Annotated in this window: 18 protein-coding genes, 1 tRNA gene and 2 pseudogenes; 8 read left to right on the plus strand and 13 right to left on the minus strand. The window is 62.2% G+C overall.

Going from position 1 to position 18,632, the window contains the following annotated elements:
* Window positions 1-19 precede the first annotated feature (19 nt).
* From U5A89_RS05625 to U5A89_RS05650, 6 genes are all read right to left on the minus strand, one after another.
* Window positions 20-247, minus strand: coding sequence for a zinc-finger domain-containing protein (locus tag U5A89_RS05625; RefSeq protein ID WP_338160229.1), 228 nt, complete (start codon window positions 245-247; stop codon window positions 20-22).
* Window positions 248-391: 144 nt separating this feature from the next.
* Window positions 392-694: a hypothetical protein gene (locus tag U5A89_RS05630; RefSeq protein ID WP_338160230.1), complete on the minus strand. Its 303-nt coding sequence runs from the start codon at window positions 692-694 to the stop codon at window positions 392-394.
* A 22-nt stretch (window positions 695-716) separates the two neighbouring features.
* The gene (locus U5A89_RS05635) at window positions 717-1,313 is read right to left on the minus strand and encodes a hypothetical protein (protein WP_338160231.1); all 597 of its coding nucleotides are present in this window, start codon (window positions 1,311-1,313) and stop codon (window positions 717-719) included.
* Window positions 1,313-2,518 carry a M48 family metallopeptidase gene (locus U5A89_RS05640; protein WP_338160232.1) on the minus strand — a complete coding sequence of 402 codons (1,206 nt, stop codon included), beginning with the start codon at window positions 2,516-2,518 and terminating at the stop codon, window positions 1,313-1,315. Before U5A89_RS05640 ends, U5A89_RS05635 begins: the two co-directional genes overlap by 1 nt.
* Window positions 2,515-3,270: a hypothetical protein gene (locus U5A89_RS05645; RefSeq protein ID WP_338160233.1), complete on the minus strand. Its 756-nt coding sequence runs from the start codon at window positions 3,268-3,270 to the stop codon at window positions 2,515-2,517. The genes U5A89_RS05640 and U5A89_RS05645 overlap by 4 nt, the downstream gene beginning before the upstream one ends.
* A gap of 192 nt (window positions 3,271-3,462) precedes the next feature.
* A tRNA-Val gene (locus U5A89_RS05650) sits at window positions 3,463-3,537 on the minus strand.
* 128 nt (window positions 3,538-3,665) lie between these two features.
* Between U5A89_RS05650 and U5A89_RS05655 the strand changes: the two genes are divergently transcribed.
* Complete coding sequence (locus tag U5A89_RS05655; protein WP_338162954.1) at window positions 3,666-4,997, plus strand: dicarboxylate/amino acid:cation symporter; 1,332 nt, start codon at window positions 3,666-3,668, stop codon at window positions 4,995-4,997.
* Between the two features lie 34 nt (window positions 4,998-5,031).
* Here U5A89_RS05655 and cpdR read toward each other — a convergent pair whose 3' ends face one another.
* Entirely contained in the window at window positions 5,032-5,418 is a 387-nt protein-coding gene (gene cpdR / locus U5A89_RS05660; protein WP_338160234.1) for a cell cycle two-component system response regulator CpdR, read from the minus strand.
* A 141-nt stretch (window positions 5,419-5,559) separates the two neighbouring features.
* Here cpdR and U5A89_RS05665 point away from each other — a divergent pair, with 141 nt between their 5' ends.
* Entirely contained in the window at window positions 5,560-6,453 is an 894-nt protein-coding gene (locus U5A89_RS05665) for an N-formylglutamate amidohydrolase (RefSeq protein WP_338160235.1), read from the plus strand.
* Between the two features lie 2 nt (window positions 6,454-6,455).
* On the opposite strand, the gene U5A89_RS21330 is transcribed toward U5A89_RS05665, so the two are convergent.
* The 3 genes and pseudogenes from U5A89_RS21330 to U5A89_RS05675 form a co-directional block, all read right to left on the minus strand.
* Window positions 6,456-7,199 (minus strand): SGNH hydrolase domain-containing protein, encoded by a 744-nt coding sequence (locus tag U5A89_RS21330; RefSeq protein WP_445190688.1) that lies wholly within the window; start codon window positions 7,197-7,199, stop codon window positions 6,456-6,458.
* A gap of 194 nt (window positions 7,200-7,393) precedes the next feature.
* Window positions 7,394-8,338 (minus strand): annotated as a pseudogene (locus U5A89_RS21335) (acyltransferase family protein); the annotation flags it as partial.
* Window positions 8,339-8,703: 365 nt separating this feature from the next.
* Window positions 8,704-9,720, minus strand: a complete 1,017-nt coding sequence (locus tag U5A89_RS05675; RefSeq protein ID WP_338160236.1) for a class 1 fructose-bisphosphatase — start codon at window positions 9,718-9,720, stop codon at window positions 8,704-8,706.
* 233 nt (window positions 9,721-9,953) lie between these two features.
* Here U5A89_RS05675 and U5A89_RS05680 point away from each other — a divergent pair, with 233 nt between their 5' ends.
* The 3 genes from U5A89_RS05680 to U5A89_RS05690 all read left to right on the plus strand — a co-directional run bounded on the left by U5A89_RS05680 (window position 9,954) and on the right by U5A89_RS05690 (window position 12,637).
* Window positions 9,954-10,742, plus strand: a complete 789-nt coding sequence (locus U5A89_RS05680; RefSeq protein WP_338160237.1) for a TerC family protein — start codon at window positions 9,954-9,956, stop codon at window positions 10,740-10,742.
* 771 nt (window positions 10,743-11,513) lie between these two features.
* Complete coding sequence (locus U5A89_RS05685; RefSeq protein ID WP_188071885.1) at window positions 11,514-12,335, plus strand: IS5 family transposase; 822 nt, start codon at window positions 11,514-11,516, stop codon at window positions 12,333-12,335.
* 17 nt (window positions 12,336-12,352) lie between these two features.
* Entirely contained in the window at window positions 12,353-12,637 is a 285-nt protein-coding gene (locus U5A89_RS05690) for a hypothetical protein (RefSeq protein WP_338160238.1), read from the plus strand.
* A 136-nt stretch (window positions 12,638-12,773) separates the two neighbouring features.
* Here the strand turns inward: U5A89_RS05690 and U5A89_RS05695 are convergent, their stop codons facing one another.
* Together U5A89_RS05695 and U5A89_RS05700 are read right to left on the minus strand one after the other, a co-directional pair.
* Window positions 12,774-14,144, minus strand: a complete 1,371-nt coding sequence (locus U5A89_RS05695) for a class II 3-deoxy-7-phosphoheptulonate synthase (RefSeq protein ID WP_338160239.1) — start codon at window positions 14,142-14,144, stop codon at window positions 12,774-12,776.
* A gap of 129 nt (window positions 14,145-14,273) precedes the next feature.
* Window positions 14,274-15,511: pseudogene (locus U5A89_RS05700) on the minus strand (YceI family protein).
* 204 nt (window positions 15,512-15,715) lie between these two features.
* Here U5A89_RS05700 and U5A89_RS05705 point away from each other — a divergent pair.
* Window positions 15,716-16,153, plus strand: coding sequence for an acyl-CoA thioesterase (locus U5A89_RS05705; RefSeq protein WP_338160240.1), 438 nt, complete (start codon window positions 15,716-15,718; stop codon window positions 16,151-16,153).
* 98 nt (window positions 16,154-16,251) lie between these two features.
* Here the strand turns inward: U5A89_RS05705 and U5A89_RS05710 are convergent, their stop codons facing one another.
* Complete coding sequence (locus U5A89_RS05710) at window positions 16,252-16,629, minus strand: DUF983 domain-containing protein (protein WP_338160241.1); 378 nt, start codon at window positions 16,627-16,629, stop codon at window positions 16,252-16,254.
* A gap of 92 nt (window positions 16,630-16,721) precedes the next feature.
* Here U5A89_RS05710 and pabB point away from each other — a divergent pair, with 92 nt between their 5' ends.
* Window positions 16,722-17,915: an aminodeoxychorismate synthase component I gene (gene pabB / locus U5A89_RS05715; RefSeq protein ID WP_338160242.1), complete on the plus strand. Its 1,194-nt coding sequence runs from the start codon at window positions 16,722-16,724 to the stop codon at window positions 17,913-17,915.
* Between the two features lie 5 nt (window positions 17,916-17,920).
* Entirely contained in the window at window positions 17,921-18,544 is a 624-nt protein-coding gene (locus U5A89_RS05720; protein ID WP_338160243.1) for an aminotransferase class IV, read from the plus strand.
* Window positions 18,545-18,632: the final 88 nt, after the last annotated feature.

Genomic DNA, 18,632 nt, shown 5'->3' on the forward strand with positions numbered 1-18,632 from the left:
AATCAGATCGTAAACCGCTCTAAAGGCTGGCGCCCGACGCGATATCCGGCTTGTTCACAACGTCGCCATTGTCCGCCACACCGCCGATCAGGACGAAGCGCCGATCGCAATAGCCGCAATCGACATAGCCATGTTCATCGATTTCCAAAAACACACGCGGATGGCCGAGCGCGGCAGGTATATCGCCAGACCCGTCGCAGGACACGCGGGACTTGGAGACTCGGAGGATTTCAGGCGGTTGGATCATGGGAGGCGGGATTAGCAGCGCCGTCGCCGCGTCGCAACATCATTGGCATCTATGAACACTTCTTCGCCCAGCAACGCGGGCGATCGGCACGACCCCGCGATTCAATTGACACGTCACCCAAGCGCTATCTCAGGCCCGCTAATTTCAGGTACTATTCGCGACGCTGGTCGCTGCCTGATTATCGACGTTAACATTATCCGCCCCGGATCTGCTGGTCATCCAGAAGCCGATAGCGATGACGAGGGCCAGAAGCAGAATCACCAGCGGCAGGCTGATAGTCAGCGCGTTGCGATTTTCCTTATTGGACGATCCGGCCCGGGCTTCTTCACGCGAGACATGTGTTTCCGGTTCGCCGTTATTATTTTCCTGATGCATATACGTTCTCCTCAGCCCATCCAACAAGGCGAGCCGAAGATAGGTTCCGTCTTCGACCTGCCAGTCGGCCATGCGGGTAGATGCCTGGGAACGGTTACAACACCGCGCTATCCGTCAGGATGCGGAAATCATCCAATGTCGCATCGAAATAATGCAGCCGCGGCGCATCGAACGTAGCCATATATAATTGCCCCTTGATCACAGCGGCGCGCGCCTCACCCTTTCGGGGCAGGTTATCCCGGTCGACATAGTCATAGGTGAAGCGGATGCCATCGTGACCGAGGAAATGATCGGGGTTCGAGCCGGTCACCGAAAATGCCCCGATCCCCTTTTCTGTGCGATAGGTGCCTTCCAGCAATTCGGGGATTTCGACCAGCAGGGTTTCACTGGTGAACTTGGGCAGAGGTGTATGCTTCTTGCTGCTTTCGCGGATCAACGGTTCGCCCGGCGCGATACCGGCGTAAAATGTGACGTCGTTCAACTGCTCGCCATCCAGCGTCCATGTTTCGGCTTTCTTGCCCGGACGGATCGACAGGCTGTTCCAATCCCGAACAGGGGTGACCCTCATCGTAGATTTCGCCACTTCGACCTGAACATGCCTTTCACGATAGCCATTCGCCAGCGCCGTTGGGGCCGTGAGCATGGCAATAGCGGTGATTGCCGCCGACCGCGTCCACATAATCTTGTTCATCATTGCCCCCCAGCCGCGGGCGCCAGCATCTTGATCATGGCGGCATCCGCAGCATTTGGTTTCAGTTCCAGATAGCGCTGCAACGCGGCTTGTCCTTCGGTCCGCCGCCCCGTCTTGATCAGCGACAATCCCAAACCGCGCTGGGCCTCCGGCATTGTCGCATCCACCTCAACCGCTTTCCCGTAAAACTCCGCGGCTTGCACCAGATCACGCGGATTGCCACGCGCGCGATAGAGATCGCCGCGCGCCAGCAAAAGCCGCGCGGTCCAGCCGTTTATCGCCAATGCCGATAGGATATAATCGCTCGCCCCAAAGTCGTTCAGCTTGATCTGATCATCCAGGAAACTTGGCAGCAGCGGCGCCAATGCCGCGGCATAGCGGGCGGCGCCATTTTCCCGATTTTCTCCCGCAGGATCGGCCAATGTCATCATAGCCGCCGCTCTTTCGCCTTCCGGAGGATGGGACGCAAAGAACGCGATCTTGGTGAAGTTGGGCTTTTTAACCCCCTTCGCCGATGCCGACGCTTCCTGTTCGTTCATCAGATTCTGCCATACCGCCGAAGCGGCTTGCGGACGAAGTGCGCTGGCATTGAGATATCCTAATCCCAGCGCATCGGCCTCTCGCTCCTGATCGCGACCGAAACGATAGATCCGGCCGTACACCGACAGTTCCAAATCATTGAAGTTGGTGTGGGATTGGTAACTGTTACCCAGTGCTGCGAAAACCTGCGCCCAACTCAGCAGATCGGTCGCGGACCGTGTCGCCTTCCATTTCATCAATGTATGCCGTCGTTCGAAATGCCCGAATTCATGCCCTAATATGGTTGCTAATTCCGCCTCGTTCCGCATCCGAAGCAACAAGCCGCTATTCACCCGCATCGTGCCGTTTGGCGACATCGACGCGTTGAAGACAGGCACGCGCATGATGTAAATGCGGGCGGCCTTGCACCGGTCGTTACCCACGGTGTTGCACAGAACCTGCCGGACATAGGCGTTGAGAGCCTCATCGCGAATGACGATCGGCGAGTTGACGAGCATTCGCTCATCTTCATCCGCCTCCCGCCATGCCCCGATTTCATCGACGCCCACCGGCTGATAAGCGCCGATATAGGGTGGCGGCAGGGGCGCAATATTGCTTGCCGCATAAGCGGCGGATGAAAGGACGGCGACCGTGGTCGCCACCAGCCCCGCTACGCCTTTCCTCATGGCTGAGCCGATGCCAGTTTTGGCTGAACGCTTCCGGGAAATTCTTCCAGCAACTGGCCGACCCGTTTTTCGGCTCCGTCGATTTCACGAACGTCGCCGCCCATGGCGCCGTCGGCATTGAGCCAGAGCAGTTCTCCCGTCTTCAGGTCGACCAATCCCGCATAGCCTTTATGCTCGCCCGCGGTAACGCCAACGCCGCCAAACGCCGCCGCCACCTGAAGCAGCTTGCGTCCCGTCGAACCATAGGCGTCCTTGTTCCAGATGAAGAGGGCATAGTCGGCATCCTTGGCGCCTGGAAGGGCGGCTACGCCGCTGCCCAGCGACCATTCGAACACATCTGCCTTGTTGTCGCGCTTTTTGGTCGACAGTCGATTGCCTACGAAGAACTGATATTGAATCACAGACTGCGAAACTGCAGCGAACAGGGCCGAATATTCTTCGACCAACTGGGCCTGCTCTCCGTAAGACACCGGTGCCGCGACGACCTTGTTGCCTAATGTCTGCTGGCGCTTCGCCAGAGCATCATCGATGTTTTTCCGCGCCTGGTCCGTCCAGTCGGCGTTCGGCTCGAACATGCCGCCTGTGGATTGGACGCCGACGCGAACCGTCGGGCGAAATAGCAGAATGGTCTTGCCGCTTTGCGATGCGAGGTTGAACCCGCCTTTCGTGGCCGTGCGCTCTTGACCGGCGGCTGGCGCAATGACGCACGCTGCGAACAGGCAAGTCACGACCGCGCGACCCAAGAATTTCATAATGCCCCCCTGCCGTTTCCCCATAGCAGGAGGCTATTGCTAATAGTGACGATATGGTCTGACAAGCTGCTGCGAGGGCGGCATTCATGTCGATTGCCGTCATCTTTTCATGATTTCATTAGATGTGCGCCGCTGCCCGTGATCGGGAATCAAAAAACCCGCCAGGTCGCTCGGACATGACGGGTTTTTCGATGGTGGGCGTGGCAAGGATTGAACTTGCGACCCCTGCGATGTCAACACAGTGCTCTACCACTGAGCTACACGCCCGCCGTGGAGGGGGCCAATAACGGGGGGAGGCTGGTCGCGCAAGCAGGAAATGGCGAGGCGCCGATATTCTTCTGGACAGGGCAGGGGCGCTTCATATGCTGGCGACAAACAGGGGGACGCTACCGACCATGCTGCCATCGCCATCCACGTCGATACAGGCAGCGCCACGATTGCCTTTCTATCGGCAACTTTATGTGCAGGTTCTTGTCGCGATCGCGCTGGGCGTGCTGATCGGTCATTTCTGGCCGGATGCGGGTAAGCAACTCAAGCCGTTGGGCGAGGCCTTCATCAAGCTGGTCAAGATGATCATCGCGCCGGTCATCTTCCTGACCATCGTCACCGGCATCGCTGGCATGAAGGAATTGGGCGCGATCGGCCGGGTCGCGGCCAAGGCGTTCGCTTATTTCCTGACCTTCTCCACGCTGGCGCTGATCGTCGGCCTGGTCGTCGCCAATGTCGTGCAGCCGGGCGCGGGTCTCAATATCGATCCCGCCACGCTCGATGCGGGCAAGGTGGCGGACTATGCCCATCAGGCGCATGAGCGCACGCTGACCGGTTTCCTGATGAGCATCATCCCCGCCACGATGGTGTCGGCGGTGGCGGACGGCAACATTCTTCAAGTGCTGTTCGTCGCCATCCTGTTCGGCATCGCGCTGACCATGATCGGGGACAAGGCGCAGCCGCTGATGACCGTGCTCGAATCCGCCAGCCATGCGGTGTTCAAGCTCGTTTCCCTGTTGATGAAGGCCGCGCCGATCGGCGCATTCGGGGCGATGGCTTTTACGATCGGGGAATATGGCGTCGGGACGCTGGCCAATCTGGCCGGGCTGGTGGCGACCTTCTACCTCACGTCATTGCTGTTCGTTCTAGGGGTGCTGGGCACGGTTGGCTGGTTCGTCGGCTTCAACATTTTGCACCTCATCCGCTATCTGAAGGCCGAACTGCTGCTGGTGCTGGGCACGTCGTCGTCCGAAGCCGCATTGCCAAGCCTGATCGAGAAGATGGAACGCGCCGGTTGCCGCAAGTCGGTTGTCGGGCTGGTCGTGCCGACCGGCTACAGCTTCAACCTCGACGGCACCAATATCTATATGACCCTGGCGGCCTTGTTCATCGCGCAGGCGTGCAATGTCCATATCAGCCTGGAGCAGCAGATATTGCTACTGCTGGTGGCAATGATTTCCTCCAAGGGTGCGGCCGGTGTCACCGGTGCGGGCTTCATCACCCTGGCCGCGACCCTGTCGATCGTGCCTTCGGTGCCGGTGGCGGGGATGACGTTGATCCTGGGCGTCGACCGCTTCATGAGCGAATGTCGCAGTCTGACCAACTTCATCGGCAATGCGGTGGCGACGGTGGTGGTGTCGGCGTGGGAAAAGGGGCTGGACCGCGAACGGTTCAAGGCCGCCATGGCCGGCAAGCCGCTCGATCCGACGCCCGACATGCAGGAGGTGGTGCCCGACTGACCTGCCGAAGCGGGATCAGCCGCGCTCTAAAGGATTACGGACTGTCGGTCGATGCCGGGATGCTTTCTGCGCCGAACATCCGTTCGACTTCCAACACCAGGTCGCGCAGGTGGAAGGGTTTGGACAGCACCTTGGCCTGCGGCACGGCCTTGCCGGCCTTCAGCGTCACGGCGGCAAAACCGGTAATGAACATGATCCGCATGTCCGGCGCGACCGATGCGGCATGTTGCGCCAGTTCGATGCCGTCCATCTCTGGCATTACGATATCGGTCAGCAACAGGTCGAACCGGTCCGTATCGATATGGGGCAGCGCGGCGCGCCCGTCCCCGACCGGCACGACTTCGTAACCCGACCGTTCCAGCGCGCGGGCCAGATAGGTCCGCATGCTCTCATCATCTTCGGCCAATAAAATGCGAACCATCGCCCCCAACACTCTCATCCAGCTGCCCCGCAGCCCTTTACGCCATCCGACAGGGTGGCGCGAAGCCGCCTTATATGCGACAAGGTGTAAATATTATCCAGCCGGGCAAGTTTTTTCGACGCGTCGGTGAAAGGAGCCGCATTGGACCACCCCGCGCCGCGTTCCCCGACCCATAGCGACACAGGTTTCGACCTTTACGGTCCCGCCGTTCCCGATCGACCGCTGATCATTTCCGTTCCTCATGCCGGGCGCGATTATCGGGACGATCTGCTGGCAGCCGCGCAGGTGCCGTTGCGGATACTCAATCGGCTGGAAGACCGCTGGGTCGATTTGCTGGCCCATCCGCTGATCGCGCGGGGCTTTACCGTTATCGTCGCCCGCACGCCCCGCGCGCTTATCGACCTCAACCGGCATGAGCGGGAGATCGATCTCGGGATGATTGCAGACCTGCCGCGCGATGCCGCGCTCCAGAGCAGTGCGAAACTTCGGGGCGGATTGGGACTGTTCCCGCGCCGGTTGCCGGGCGCACATGAATTGTGGCGGGGACCGATGGCCTGGGCGGAGGCGCGTCGCCGGATCGACAGGTTGCATCGGCCTTATCACGCGGCGATCGGCCGAATGATGGCGGCCGCGCGTGAAGCGCATGGTCATGCGATCCTGATCGACCTGCATTCGATGCCGCCACTGGCGCCGAGCGCTGCCGGGCAGCCAGCGCCGACCATGGTGCTGGGCGATCGGTTCGGGCGCAGCGCTTCCGCCCGGCTGATGACGCTGGCGGCCGACGTCGCGACGGGCCATGGCCTGACGGTGGCGCAGAATAGCCCTTATGCAGGCGATCATATGATCGATCGCCATGGCCGGCCCGAACATGGGCTGCATGCGCTGCAGGTGGAGATCGATCGGGCGCTCTATCTGGATGCGACGCTGGACCGGCCGGGGCCGGGCGTGGTGCGGATGCAGGCGGTGGTGACGGGCATGGCCGAGGCGTTGGCCGCCGAACTGCCGCGCGCCGGTTATGCGCTCGCCGCTGAATAGGCTCATCGCCCCGCCACCACCAGCCGCGCGCCAGCGACACTGAGGTGATGCGAATCGAAATAGAGCGGCTTGCCGTCATGCTCGATGGCGCAATGCCCGGTCGGGCATAGCGCCGATACGGGATCGATCAGCGTCACGCCACGCGCCTGCCAACGGGCAAAAAGTGCGCGCAGATGGGTGGTTCGCGCCTCCACCCAGGCGCGATCGACGCCTTGGGCGTTCGCCAAGCGACCCGCATCCGCCAGATGCGCCAGGCGGCGCGGCACGTCGAAGGGCTGGGGCGGCACGGGACCGATCAGCACGACATCGCGGCCTTCGGCGCGGATCGCGGCGATGGTTCTGTCGAGCTTGGCGACGAAGGCAGGATCGTCGAAATCGCCATTGGCCCAAAAGGCGGCAAGGTAGATTCGGCGCAACGCGGGACCGGCCCGAATCGCGTCGAAGGCGGCCTTGTTGGCGGCGGCGCAGCGGGCGTCCTTCGCATCATAGCCCAGCACCGGCGGGCAGCTGGATGTGGTCCGCTCGACCAGCGAGCGGTTGTGCGCTTTGGCGTCGAGCGATAGGGCATAGGACAGTTCCACGCCATGGCTGTCCCCCATAGCATCGCATCGGGCGCTACTGCAGCGCCCAGTACGCACGGGGCTGCGCCACGCATGAATGTATCGTGGCAGCGTTTGCGCGTCGGCGCGAAATCCGATTGTCCGGCCATTTGGGCCAGCACCTGTGGTGAGAAGCGCGACGGCCATCCGCCCGTTGCCACCATGCCTAATGACGCAGTGCAAAGCGCTGCCATGGCCACGCCGGTGAACAGGAAGATGACCCGCGCGGAGACGCGCCTTGCATCGCGGAAAGGGCGCTCGACAAAGCGCCAGGACAGCGTGCCCGCCAGTAACGACAAGCCTATGATCGCGATCTGTGTCACGCCTGCCAGCGGCCTGTCGGTTGCATATTCGGTTAAGACGATCAGCGGCCAGTGCCACAGATAGAGCGAGTAGGAGATCAGACCGACCCCGACCAGCGGTCGCCAGCCGAGCAATCGCCCGACTTGCGTTCCGGGGGCTGTATGGATCAGCGCTGCCGCACCCAGCACCGGGGCAAGAGCGGTGACCCCGGGAAAAACCGTGTTCCTGTCATAGAGCGTCACGGCCAGCGCAATGGCGGCCAACCCACCGGCGGCTACGGCCTCCCGCAGCCAGCGCGTGCCGATGACCGGCACGGCCCCCAATGCCAGCAGCGCCCCGGCGAACAATTCCCACGCCCGGGTCGGCAGCAGATAGAAGGTGAAGCCGCTGGTGTCGCGCTGCATGGCGATGGCGAGCGCCAGCGATCCTGCCGCGATGAGCGCCACCGTCGCCGTCCGCCAGCGGGGGGCGAAACGTGCCAGCAGCATCAGCAGGATGGGGAAGCCGATATAATATTGTTCCTCCACCGCCAGCGACCAGGTGTGGAGCAGCGGTTTCACGTCCGCGCCGCCAGCGAAATAACCGGTGTCGGTGAAGAACCAGAGGTTGGACACGAACAGTGTCGCGGCCAGGGCCGAGCGCGGCACGCCTTCCAGATCGCCGGGGAGATAGAGCCAGGCGGCGGCGGCCAGCACCGCCAGGATCATCAGCGACAGGGCGGGCATGATGCGACGGAACCGGCGTTCGTAGAATCGCGGCAGGGAAAAGCGGCCGTCATCGACTTCGCGGGCGATGATGCCGGTGATCAGATAGCCGGAGATGACGAAGAAGATATCGACGCCGACATAGCCGCCAGAAAAGCCGGGGACATGGGCGTGGAACAGCAGCACCGGCAGGATGGCGAGCGCCCGCAGCCCGTCGATATCGCGGCGATAGCGAATGATGGCGGTCGCTGAACCGTTGGCGCTGGGTGATCCGTGCATCGCGTCCGCACCCTAATCCCAAAGCCCTGACATTTGCTTTATCGCCGCCGACTCGGAAGCGGACCAGTGCCGATGCGCCACCGAAACGCGGTTGCGTTTGATGCAATCATGGTTTCGTCCTTCGCATTTGCGAAAATCCTGCGGGCCGTACAAAAAGACTGTGCCTTTCAGGCATCCTCTCCTAAAACTTTCGGGCCGGTCTTGCGATCGGCCTTTTTTTTGTCATCCGCTTGGTCTAGAGCGTGCTTGCTGTTCGGCGCGCCAACTATAACAAGTTTCTGGAGAGGAGCCGCCGGTAAGACCGGCAAGGCGAGCCGAAGCAAGGGGGATCGAGCGTCACCGCTCTCCCCCTTTTTCTTTTCCTCTCAGGCTTCGGCCATTTCCTGACCATAGGCGACGACCGCCGCGACTTCGGCCTTGTCGCCCAGCACGACGCCGACCCGCTGGTGCAGGCCGGTGGCGGGTACGTCCATGATCGGGATGAAGCCGTCTGTCGCCGCGCCGCCCGCCTGTTCGATCAGGTAGCTCATCGGATTGGCTTCATACATCAGGCGCAGTTTGGCCTTGCCGGGGTTGCGGTGGTCATAGGGGTACATGAAGATGCCGCCGCGCTTGAGGATGCGATGCACGTCCGCCACCATGGAGGCGGTCCAGCGCATATTATAATCCTTGCCGCACGGCCCCGCGCCGCCCTCGACCCGCTCGTCGATATAGCGGCGAATCGCGGGCGACCATTGGCGGCGGTTGGACATGTTGATGGCAAATTCGCACTTGCCCTGGGGCATCTGCATATTGGCGTCGGTCATGACCCAGCTGCCGACTTCGCGGTCCAGCGTAAATTCATAGACGCCCGTGCCCACGCTCAGCACCAGCAGCGATTGCGGGCCGTAGATGGCATAGCCTGCGGCAACCTGCTGACGGCCGTCCTGCAGGAAATCCTCTTCGGTCACTTCGCGTCCGGCGCAGGCGTCGGGGGCTTTCAGCACCGAAAAGATCGTGCCGACCGACAGGTCGACGTCGATATTGCTGGACCCGTCGATCGGATCGAACAGCAGCAGATATTCGCCCTTGGGATAGCGATTGGGGATGAGGTGGATCGTCTCCATCTCTTCCGAAGCCATTGCGGCCAGATGCCCGCCCCATTCATTGGCGTCGAGCAGCAGTTCGTTGGCGATCACGTCCAGCTTCTTTTGCACTTCGCCCTGCACATTTTCGCTGTCCAGGCTGCCCAGCACTTCGCCCAGCGCGCCCTTGCTGACCGAATGGCTGATCGTCTTGCACGCGCGGGCGACGGTTTCGATCAGCAGGCGCAGTTCGCCGGGCAGGACGTTGGCATTGCGTTGCTGTTCGATCAGGAAACGGGTGAGCGTGGTTCGGGCCATGAAACGCCTTTCGCAAAGGGGCGGACGATCGCGGCCAAGGGGGCCGGACCAGGAAGGAAGCTACGGCTAGTCTCGCTAGGGCAGAGCAACGCCCTAGTCCAGCGTGGGGCATGACGGTTCATGCTTGATAGCGCTGTCATGTGACAAAGCATGTCTGCCGGAACAGATAGAGGTGCCTGTCGTTGCGATGCCGTGCCAAATGGCATCGCAATTTGTGTCATCGGAAAGATATCATGGACAGCCTGATCACTGCCTTCACCGATCCCACGGCTCTCGCCGCGCTTGTCGCGCTGGTGGTGATGGAGGTTGTGCTGGGCATCGACAATCTGGTCTTCATTTCCATCCTGACCAATAAATTGCCGGAGGCACAGCGGCCCAAGGCGCGCAAGATCGGGATCGGCCTGGCGCTGGCGATGCGGCTGGTGCTGCTGTCGATGATCGCGTGGATCGTCGGGCTGACGCAGCCGGTGTTCGACCTTGGCATCAGCGGCCCGCTGGACCAGCATGGCGCACCGACCTTCGAAACCAATTTCTCCTGGCGCGATCTTATTCTGATCGTGGGCGGCCTGTTCCTGATCTGGAAGGCGACGCGGGAAATCCATCACACGGTCGATCCGACGCCCGCGGACGGCGTGCTGGACAAGAAGGGCGTGGCGACCATGACGTTCGGCGCGGCGATCGTGCAGATCATCCTGCTCGACATGATCTTCTCGCTCAATTCGATCCTGACGGCGGTGGGCATGACGGACAATCTGGCGGTCATGTATATCGCCGTGATCGTCGCGGTGACGGTGATGCTGATCGCGGCCGATCCGCTCGCCAACTTCATCGCGCGCAATCCGACCGTGGTGATGCTGGCGCTGGGCTTCCTGCTGATGATCGGCGCCGTGCTGATCGCCGATGGCTTTGGCGTGCATGTGCCCAAGGGCTATATCTATGCGGCGATGGCCTTTTCGACGCTGGTCGAGTGCCTGAACATCTTCGCGCGGCGCGCGCAGCAGCGGAAGAATGCGGCGGAGTAGGGCGTGAACGTAACGGTGCCGAAGTTCACACCGTCGTCGGGCGATATCGGCCCGATGCGCTTGCCACGCGCTTGCGAAGCGTTTCCGATGCGTCACTTCCTACACCATGACGGGATGCCGGGCGTGGCAGTGACGCGCCGGTTTTCGCGAGGCAGGGAGGGGTGGGTAGGATGATCCATCTATGAGGATAGATCAGATAAAATCCTACATTGGAAGGTTGTTGGATTTATCTGTGGGCGGCAAGGAAATGGGCGGTTCGGAGGGGTAGGGTGCCGCTACACCTGGCATATGTTTTCGCGAACTACCCCTCCGTCAGGCCTTCGGCCTGCCACCTCCCCTTTCAGGGGAGGAATTTCCGGTTGGACCATTTTTTGCCGTTCGTGGTGCTTCGCTTATTGCTCAGAAGCGGTCATTGACAGACCTGCATCGGGCCGGAATGGCAATGATCAGTAGGAAGGGAAACAGGAGGGTGCAGAACACAAAATAGTTTTTCCTCTCCCAGTTTTTGTCTAACTGCCTAAGCATGTTGATGAAAAAGGGGACAAAGAATGGAAAATCGGGGTGTGTCCACAATCTACAGGTCTACGAGCAACGTTGATCTTGTCGCGAATAGTGATTTCAAGTGGAGTGACAAAAAATGGAAAGAGGCATCTATATTTGGTAAGCTTAGTGTCTGATCCGAAATTAAGGTGAGTGGTATCAGCAGGTTAGCTTGACGGCTCGGCCTGTCATTGATTCATGGGTTTTGCGAAAAACTACCAAGGATCAACGATGTGGACCGATACCACTCGCGCGCTTCATGCGCGACGCGGGCTGATTTTGCCAAGTGATTTGACGAATGCCGAGTGGTTGGTGCTGGAGCCGCTGCTGCCGTCCGCCTCGCATGTGGGGCGGCCTCGCAAATGGCCGATGCGCCGGATTGTCGAAGCGATGCTTTACCTGCTGCGTGGTGGCTTGCCATGGCGGATGCTGCCCCCATGCTTTCCGCCGGTCTCGACGGTGCGGCGCTGGTTTTACCTCTGGCGCGACAACGGCCTGTGGCTGACGATGAACCATGTGCTGCTCATGGCTTCGCGCGAGATGACGGGCCGCGAGGCCTCGCCGTCGGCGGGTGTGATCGACAGCCAGAGCATCAAAACCACGGAAAGTGGCGGTCCTTGCGGCTATGACGCTGGCAAGAAGGTGAAAGGCCGCAAGCGCCATATCCTGACCGACACCGAGGGAAACCTGGTGCATGCCGTGATCCACACCGCTGACATTCAGGACCGCGATGGTGCGCCGATGGTGCTGCGCGAAATCATCCGGCGCTTTCCGTGGTTGCGGCACGTCTTCGCCGATGGCGGCTATGCTGGCGACAAACTCCGGGAGGCTCTGCGGCGAATTGGGAAATGGACCGTCGAAATCATCAAGCGGTCAGACACCGCCAAAGGCTTCAAGGTGCTGCCCCGCAGATGGGTTGTTGAACGCACGCTGGCATGGCTCAACCGGAACCGACGCCTCGCCAAGGACTTCGAGCAAACCATCGCATCGGCAACGGCGTGGCTCTTCATCGCATCCATTCAACTCTTCACGCGCCGCATCGCAAGGGCATGAAATAACGCCGAATAATTATGAATCAGACACTTAGGCTAGGAATGATGGTTCTAGCCACAGCAGTATTAATTAACGATGAGAGGAAGAAAAAATCCGATAAAGTAGACGAATTCATATTGTTATCAAATGATAACACGAAATCCATATTTATGTATGGCCATGAAAAATATGCGAAGGACAATGAGATGGAAGCCTTCCAGAAGGCTCTCAACACCGCCATGGCCCAAGGTTTTACGGCGGATGAAAAATCGATTTCGATGTTTGCAAATAGGAAAATTGAAAGACTTATACTGTCGAAGTAGTCTCTTGCATAACGGGCGTTCGCGAATAAAGCAAATGGTCCGCTTCCTATCCAAATTGGTCATTAACAGATGCGCTGGTCCGACAAAGAAACGGGGCCGGATCTTGCGATCCGGCCCCGACCTGTTTTCCATAACCTCACGCCGCGGCGCGGCGTTCCTTCAGTTCTTCGTTGAGCATTTCTGCCAGCAGGAAGGCCAGTTCCAGGCTCTGCGCCGCGTTCAGGCGGGGGTCGCAGTGGGTGTGGTAGCGGTCGGCGAGGCCTTCGTCGGTGATGGCGATGGCGCCGCCGGTGCATTCCGTCACGTTCTGCCCGGTCATTTCGGCATGGATGCCGCCGCCGAAGCTGCCCTCGGCGCGATGGACGGCGAAGAAGCCGCGGACTTCGGCCAGGATGCGGTCGAAGGGGCGGGTCTTATAGCCGTTCGCCGCCTTGATGACGTTGCCGTGCATCGGGTCGCAGGACCAGATCACCGGATGGCCTTCGCGCAGCACGGCGCGCACCAGCTTGGGCAGGCCAGCCTCGATCTTGTCATGGCCGTAGCGGGTGATGAGCGTGATGCGCCCGGCTTCTCGCGCGGGGTTCAGCGTGTCGAGCAGGCGCAGCAGCGCGTCCGGTTCCAGGCTGGGACCGCATTTTAGGCCGATCGGATTGCCGATGCCGCGCAGATATTCGACATGGGCCGACCCTTCGAAGCGGGTGCGGTCGCCGATCCACAGCATGTGCGCCGACGTGTCGTACCAGTCGCCGGTCAGGCTGTCCTGACGCGTCAGCGCCTGTTCGAACGGCAGCAGCAGCGCTTCATGGCTGGTGTAGAAGCTGGTCCCGCCCAACTGCGGCACGGTTTCCGCCGACAGGCCGCAGGCGCGCATGAAGTCGAGCGCCTGGCCGATCTGGTCGGCCATCTGTTCGAACTTCGCGGCCCACGGACTACGCCCCATGAAATCGAGCATCCAGCCGTGGACGCGGTCCAGGCTGGCATAGCCGCCGGTCGAGAAGGCGCGCAGCAGGTTGAGCGTCGCGGCCGACTGGTTATAGGCGCGCACCATCCGCTCCGGATCCGGCTCACGCAATTCCGGGGTGAAGGCGATGTCGTTGACATTGTCGCCGCGATAGCTGGGCAATTCGACGCCATCGATGACTTCGGTATCGGCCGAGCGCGGCTTGGCGAACTGGCCCGCCATGCGGCCGACCTTCACCACCGGCAGCTTCGACGCGAAGGTCAGCACGACTGCCATCTGGAGCAGCACGCGGAACGTGTCGCGGATGTTGTTCGGATGGAACTCCGCGAAACTTTCGGCGCAATCGCCGCCCTGCAACAGGAAGGCTTCGCCATGCACGACCTTGGCAAGATCCGCCTTGAGGTTACGCGCCTCGCCCGCAAAGACGAGGGGCGGAAACTGGCCAAGCTGGGCCTCTACCGACGCCAGCGCGCCTGCATCCCGATAAAAGGGCATCTGAATGCCCTTTTGGCTCCGCCAGCTTTCCGGCGTCCACTTCGCCGCCACGTCGAGTCTCCTTCGCATGTGATAAAATAGGGGGCGCACCTACGCTGGTCCGTGCGCCAAGGCAAGATTGTACCAGTTGGGCCATGGCCGCGCGCAATCATTTGTCCCGATCAGGCTGATCGAGCGGCTCTATGAGCGCTTGGCCGTGAAATCGAAGGTGATCGATACATTAGGGCCAAGCCCGCCGCTGCTGTCGCCATTGCCCACGCCAAAGGGCGTGCGGGCGACGGCGGCGGTGCCGCTGACTTTGCGGGTCGCGTCCTTGCCCGACAGGGTGAAGCGGATCGCCTGCGGCTTCGATACGCCCTTTACCGTCAGCGTGCCGTTGGCGCGGTAGCGGTTCGGACCGGTCGCCTCCGCGCCCCTGGCGATGAAGGTGGCGGTGGGGTGGGCGGCGACGCCGAAAAATTCGTCGCCCGGCAGCATCCCGTCCTTATAGGCGTCGCCGACGCTGGCGGAGGCCATATCGATCGTCACCTTAATATCGGCGCTGTCGGGATGGTCGGGGTCCATCACGATTTGCGCCGTCCATTTGGAAAAGCTGCCGCTGATCGTGTCGCCATCATTGCCGACGGAAAAGCCGATGCGGCCGCCGGGCTGCACGGTCCAGGCGGGGGCGGGCCTGCGGGTTCTTCGGTCGCGGCCTGCGCCACATTGGCGGTGGCATTGTCAGCGGGGGCGGCGGCGTTGACGGCTTGCGCTTCGGCGAGATTGTCCGCGGCGCTGTCATTGCCGATATCCTGCGCGACCGGGGCCGGGGCGGTGGCGGCGCGGGGTGCGGGCTGGATCAGCTTGCCGGCGGCCAGGCCGACCAGGATGAGGGCGGGCAGCGCCACCAGCAGGATGGGCGAGCGGCCGGGGATCATGCGCCAGATCAGGCCATCGCGCATCAGCAGATGATGGCGCAGCGCGCCCGCGACATGCAGCACGAATAGCGCGATGCCCAGCCAGGCGATCAGGCCATGGCTGTTTTCCGCCAGGCCGTGCACGCTGGCGGGCAGCGGCAGATGGGGCAGGGGGATGACGCCGAAGATCAGCGTCGGCACCTTGACCTTGGCGGTCGATACCAGCGCCCAGCCGGTCAGCGGCGCCCCCAGCATGAAGGCGTAGAGGCCGACATGCACGGCCGACGCCAGCGCGCCCTGCCATCCGCCCTCCAATTTGGCCGGGCGCGGCTTCCAGTAGCGCACGCCGATCCGCACCAGCGTGAGCAGGAGGATCGTGATCCCCACCGACTTGTGCAATTGATAGAGCGCAAAGCCGTGCGCGCCCAGATCCTCCAACGCCCAGCCGACACTGATCTGGAAGGCGAGCAAGGCGGCAATGGCCCAGTGCAGGAAGATGGCGGCGCGGCTGTAGCGTTGCATGAGGATCCCTTCAGATCATGGCGGACCCGAAACTATGGCGTTCCCGCGATCAAGTCCATCAGGCACGCGCGAAACGCTTGGTTGCCGCATTGACCTCTTCTGTGTCCCAAAGGCCGCAGTTGCGTCATTTTTATCGGTGCGATTGCATCACCGGTCATCCGGGGTAAGAGGTTAGCTATACTTATAAGAGGGAAATAGCAGGACATGGCCAAACCCGAATCCTGGCGTCTGAACCCGCAAGCCTATCGCTTCGTGACCAGCATGGACACGCGGTTCCAGGATCTCGATACCATGGGCCACATCAACAATGTGGCGATTTCCGGCATTTTCGAAACCGCGCGCATCCGCTTCCACCATCATATGGGCCGCCATCCGCAGGAACAGGGCGTGCGCTGGCTGGTCGCCAATGTGAACCTGAACTTCGTGGAGGAATCGCACTTCCCCTATCCGTTCGAAGTGCATTGCGCGATCGGCCATATCGGCCGCACCAGCTGGACGATCAGTTCGGCGGGCTTCCAGAAGGGCGTGTGCGTCGCGACGTGCGACACGACTGTCGTCACGCATGGCGCGGAAGGGCGGCGCGCGATCGACGAGACGTTGCGGGAGGCGATGGAGCTGAATTTCCTGCGGCAGCCGGAGTGATTGTCCGGCGTTTGCATTATTAAGCGCAGCGTGTTCCCGCCTGCGCGGGAACACATAGTCCGTTAGTCAGCTGTCTAGGGGCTGAATGTCGATTAATCCTAGCGGAAGCCCGCCATGCGTCGGCTCCACTGGACGGCGATGACCGCGCCCTTGACCGGCTGGATCATCGCTATGGCTAGGGCGATGGCGAGGCTGGGCCAGATCAGTGCCTGCCAGCCCAGGGGAATGGCGAGCGCGCTGTTCACCTCGATCATCAGGGGCACCAGGATATGGCCCAAGAGCAGGATCACGATATAGGCGGGGAAGTCGTCCGCCTGATGCACGTCGAGCGCCAGGCCGCAGGACGGGCAGGTCGGCGCGGTCTTGAGGAAGCGCGCGAACATCCGCCCCTTGCCGCAATTGGGGCAACGCCCGCGCAGGCCGTGGCCGATGGCGGCGCCGGTCGGGCGGTCGGGCAGGGGCGTGGGGTCGGTCATGCCCCGTCAGCTAGGGGCTTTGGCGCGGGCGCGCAACGCCGCATCCCGTTGCTATGGCCTTTCGCCCCGCGCAAAGCCTGTTAAGAAGCGCCATGCGTCTGCCTGGTCCCAACGAAGCCTATTGCCTGTTCGACGATGCGCGCGCCCGCGCCGCGCCCGCGCGGCTGTATCGCGACCCGGTGGAGATCATCGCCGCCGATCGCATGGCCGATGTGCAGCCCGCGCTCGACCGGGTGGCCGATGCGCGGGAAAACGGCCTGCATGTCGCGGGCTATATGGCCTATGAGGCGGGGCTGGCGCTGGAGGGTCGGCTGGCGCCGATCGCGCGGACCCGCGATGACGGGGGGGCGCCGTTGCTGTGGTTCGGCCTGTTCGAAGGGGTAAGGCTGATCCCGTCCGCCGATCTGCCCGGCCTGCTGCCCGATCCGGCGGGCGCGACCGTCGGCCCGCTGCGCCCGCTGGTGGACGAGGCCGCCTATGGCGCGGCCTTCGCGCAGGTGCAGGATTATATCCGCGCGGGCGACATCTATCAGGTCAATCTGACTTTCCCCTGCGATGTCGATGTGAGCGGCGATCTGCTGGCGCTTTATGCCGCGATCCGGCCGCGCGCGGCGGCGGGCTATGGCGGGGTGATCCGCACGGGCGCGCGATCCATCCTGTCCTTTTCGCCCGAACTGTTCTTCACCCAGGTGCGCGGCCAGCTGACCGCGCGACCGATGAAGGGCACGGCGACCCGCGCCGCGGATCCGGACACGGATGCCGCGCAGGCGCTGTGGCTGGAAAGCGACGCCAAGCAGCGGGCCGAAAATCTGATGATCGTGGACCTGCTGCGCAACGACCTGTCGCGGGTGTCGCAGGCGGGCAGCGTGACCGTGCCCGACCTGTTCAAGGTCGAAAGCTTTCCGACCGTGCACCAGCTGGTATCGACGGTGCGCGCGCGCATCCTGCCCGGCCTGTCGCCGGTGGATGTGCTGCGCGTGCTGTTCCCCTGCGGCTCCATCACCGGCGCGCCCAAGGTGCGGGCGATGGAGATTATCGACGCGGTCGAACCGCAGCCGCGCGGCGTCTATACCGGCACGATGGGCTGGATCGACCCGGAGGGCGACGCGGCATTCAACGTCGCTATCCGGACCGTGACGGTGGAAGAGGAGAGCGGCGTGGGGCGGCTGGGCCTGGGGTCCGGCATCGTCGCGGATTCGCAGGTGGATATGGAATGGGCGGAGTGCCTGGCCAAGGGGGCGTTCCTGTCCCGGCTTGACTCCGGCGCGGGCAAGGGCTTGGAATAGCAGCAATGTCACTGGCTGATCGACGCTTCGACCTTATCGAAACCATGGCCTTCGACCCGATCGAGGGAATAAGGTTGCTGGACCTGCATCTGGAACGGATCAAGGTCAGCGCCCAGGCGCTGGGCTTCCAGTTCGACCGGCATGACGTGCGCAACGAATTGCAGGCCGCGACCTTCCGCCTGCGCGAGCGCAGCCGGGTGCGGTTGATGGTGTCGCGGGGCGGGGCGATCGCGATCGAGGTGCGCGATCATCGCAGTTGGCCCGACCCGATCATGAAGGTCGCCGCCGTGCCGCGTCATGCGCCCGCCGACGATTTGCGCCTGCTCCACAAGACCACCGACCGCAGCCTGTATCGCGACGCGTTGAAGCGAGGCGGCACTTACGAGGTGCTGCTGGTCGACGCGCAGGGCTATCTGACCGAAGGCTGTTTCTCCTCGATCTTCGTCGAGCGGGGCGACAAGCTGGTGACGCCGCCGCTGTCGCGCGGCATCCTACCCGGCATATTGCGCCAGAGCCTGATCGACATGGGCGAAGCGGTGGAGGGCGACCTGCGCCCCTATGATCTGGAGGGCGGCTTCTTCATCGGCAATGCGGCGCGCGGCATGGCCGCCGCGACCTGGTCGCGATGATATGATCGTGGCGACTGGCGTCCGATAGCCGGTCTATTCTGCCGTAAAGCCAATAAGCGGCATCTGGCCGGTTGCCCCTTCTTCCGTT

Source organism: Sphingobium sp. HWE2-09, from assembly GCF_035989265.1.
Lineage (GTDB): Bacteria > Pseudomonadota > Alphaproteobacteria > Sphingomonadales > Sphingomonadaceae > Sphingobium.

Coding starts and splice junctions, on each gene's coding strand:
- U5A89_RS05690 (WP_338160238.1), top strand. CDS start 12,353: ATGAATCAGACACTTAGGCTAGGAATGATGGTTCTAGCCACAGCAGTA.
- U5A89_RS05625 (WP_338160229.1), bottom strand. CDS start 247: ATGATCCAACCGCCTGAAATCCTCCGAGTCTCCAAGTCCCGCGTGTCC.
- U5A89_RS05685 (WP_188071885.1), top strand. CDS start 11,514: ATGTGGACCGATACCACTCGCGCGCTTCATGCGCGACGCGGGCTGATT.
- U5A89_RS21330 (WP_445190688.1), bottom strand. CDS start 7,199: ATGGCCGTCGCGCTTCTCACCACAGGTGCTGGCCCAAATGGCCGGACA.
- pabB (WP_338160242.1), top strand. CDS start 16,722: ATGCGTCTGCCTGGTCCCAACGAAGCCTATTGCCTGTTCGACGATGCG.
- U5A89_RS05720 (WP_338160243.1), top strand. CDS start 17,921: ATGTCACTGGCTGATCGACGCTTCGACCTTATCGAAACCATGGCCTTC.
- U5A89_RS05640 (WP_338160232.1), bottom strand. CDS start 2,518: ATGAGGAAAGGCGTAGCGGGGCTGGTGGCGACCACGGTCGCCGTCCTT.
- cpdR (WP_338160234.1), bottom strand. CDS start 5,418: ATGGTTCGCATTTTATTGGCCGAAGATGATGAGAGCATGCGGACCTAT.
- U5A89_RS05705 (WP_338160240.1), top strand. CDS start 15,716: ATGGCCAAACCCGAATCCTGGCGTCTGAACCCGCAAGCCTATCGCTTC.
- U5A89_RS05655 (WP_338162954.1), top strand. CDS start 3,666: ATGCTGCCATCGCCATCCACGTCGATACAGGCAGCGCCACGATTGCCT.
- U5A89_RS05645 (WP_338160233.1), bottom strand. CDS start 3,270: ATGAAATTCTTGGGTCGCGCGGTCGTGACTTGCCTGTTCGCAGCGTGC.
- U5A89_RS05675 (WP_338160236.1), bottom strand. CDS start 9,720: ATGGCCCGAACCACGCTCACCCGTTTCCTGATCGAACAGCAACGCAAT.
- U5A89_RS05630 (WP_338160230.1), bottom strand. CDS start 694: ATGGCCGACTGGCAGGTCGAAGACGGAACCTATCTTCGGCTCGCCTTG.
- U5A89_RS05710 (WP_338160241.1), bottom strand. CDS start 16,629: ATGACCGACCCCACGCCCCTGCCCGACCGCCCGACCGGCGCCGCCATC.
- U5A89_RS05680 (WP_338160237.1), top strand. CDS start 9,954: ATGGACAGCCTGATCACTGCCTTCACCGATCCCACGGCTCTCGCCGCG.
- U5A89_RS05635 (WP_338160231.1), bottom strand. CDS start 1,313: ATGAACAAGATTATGTGGACGCGGTCGGCGGCAATCACCGCTATTGCC.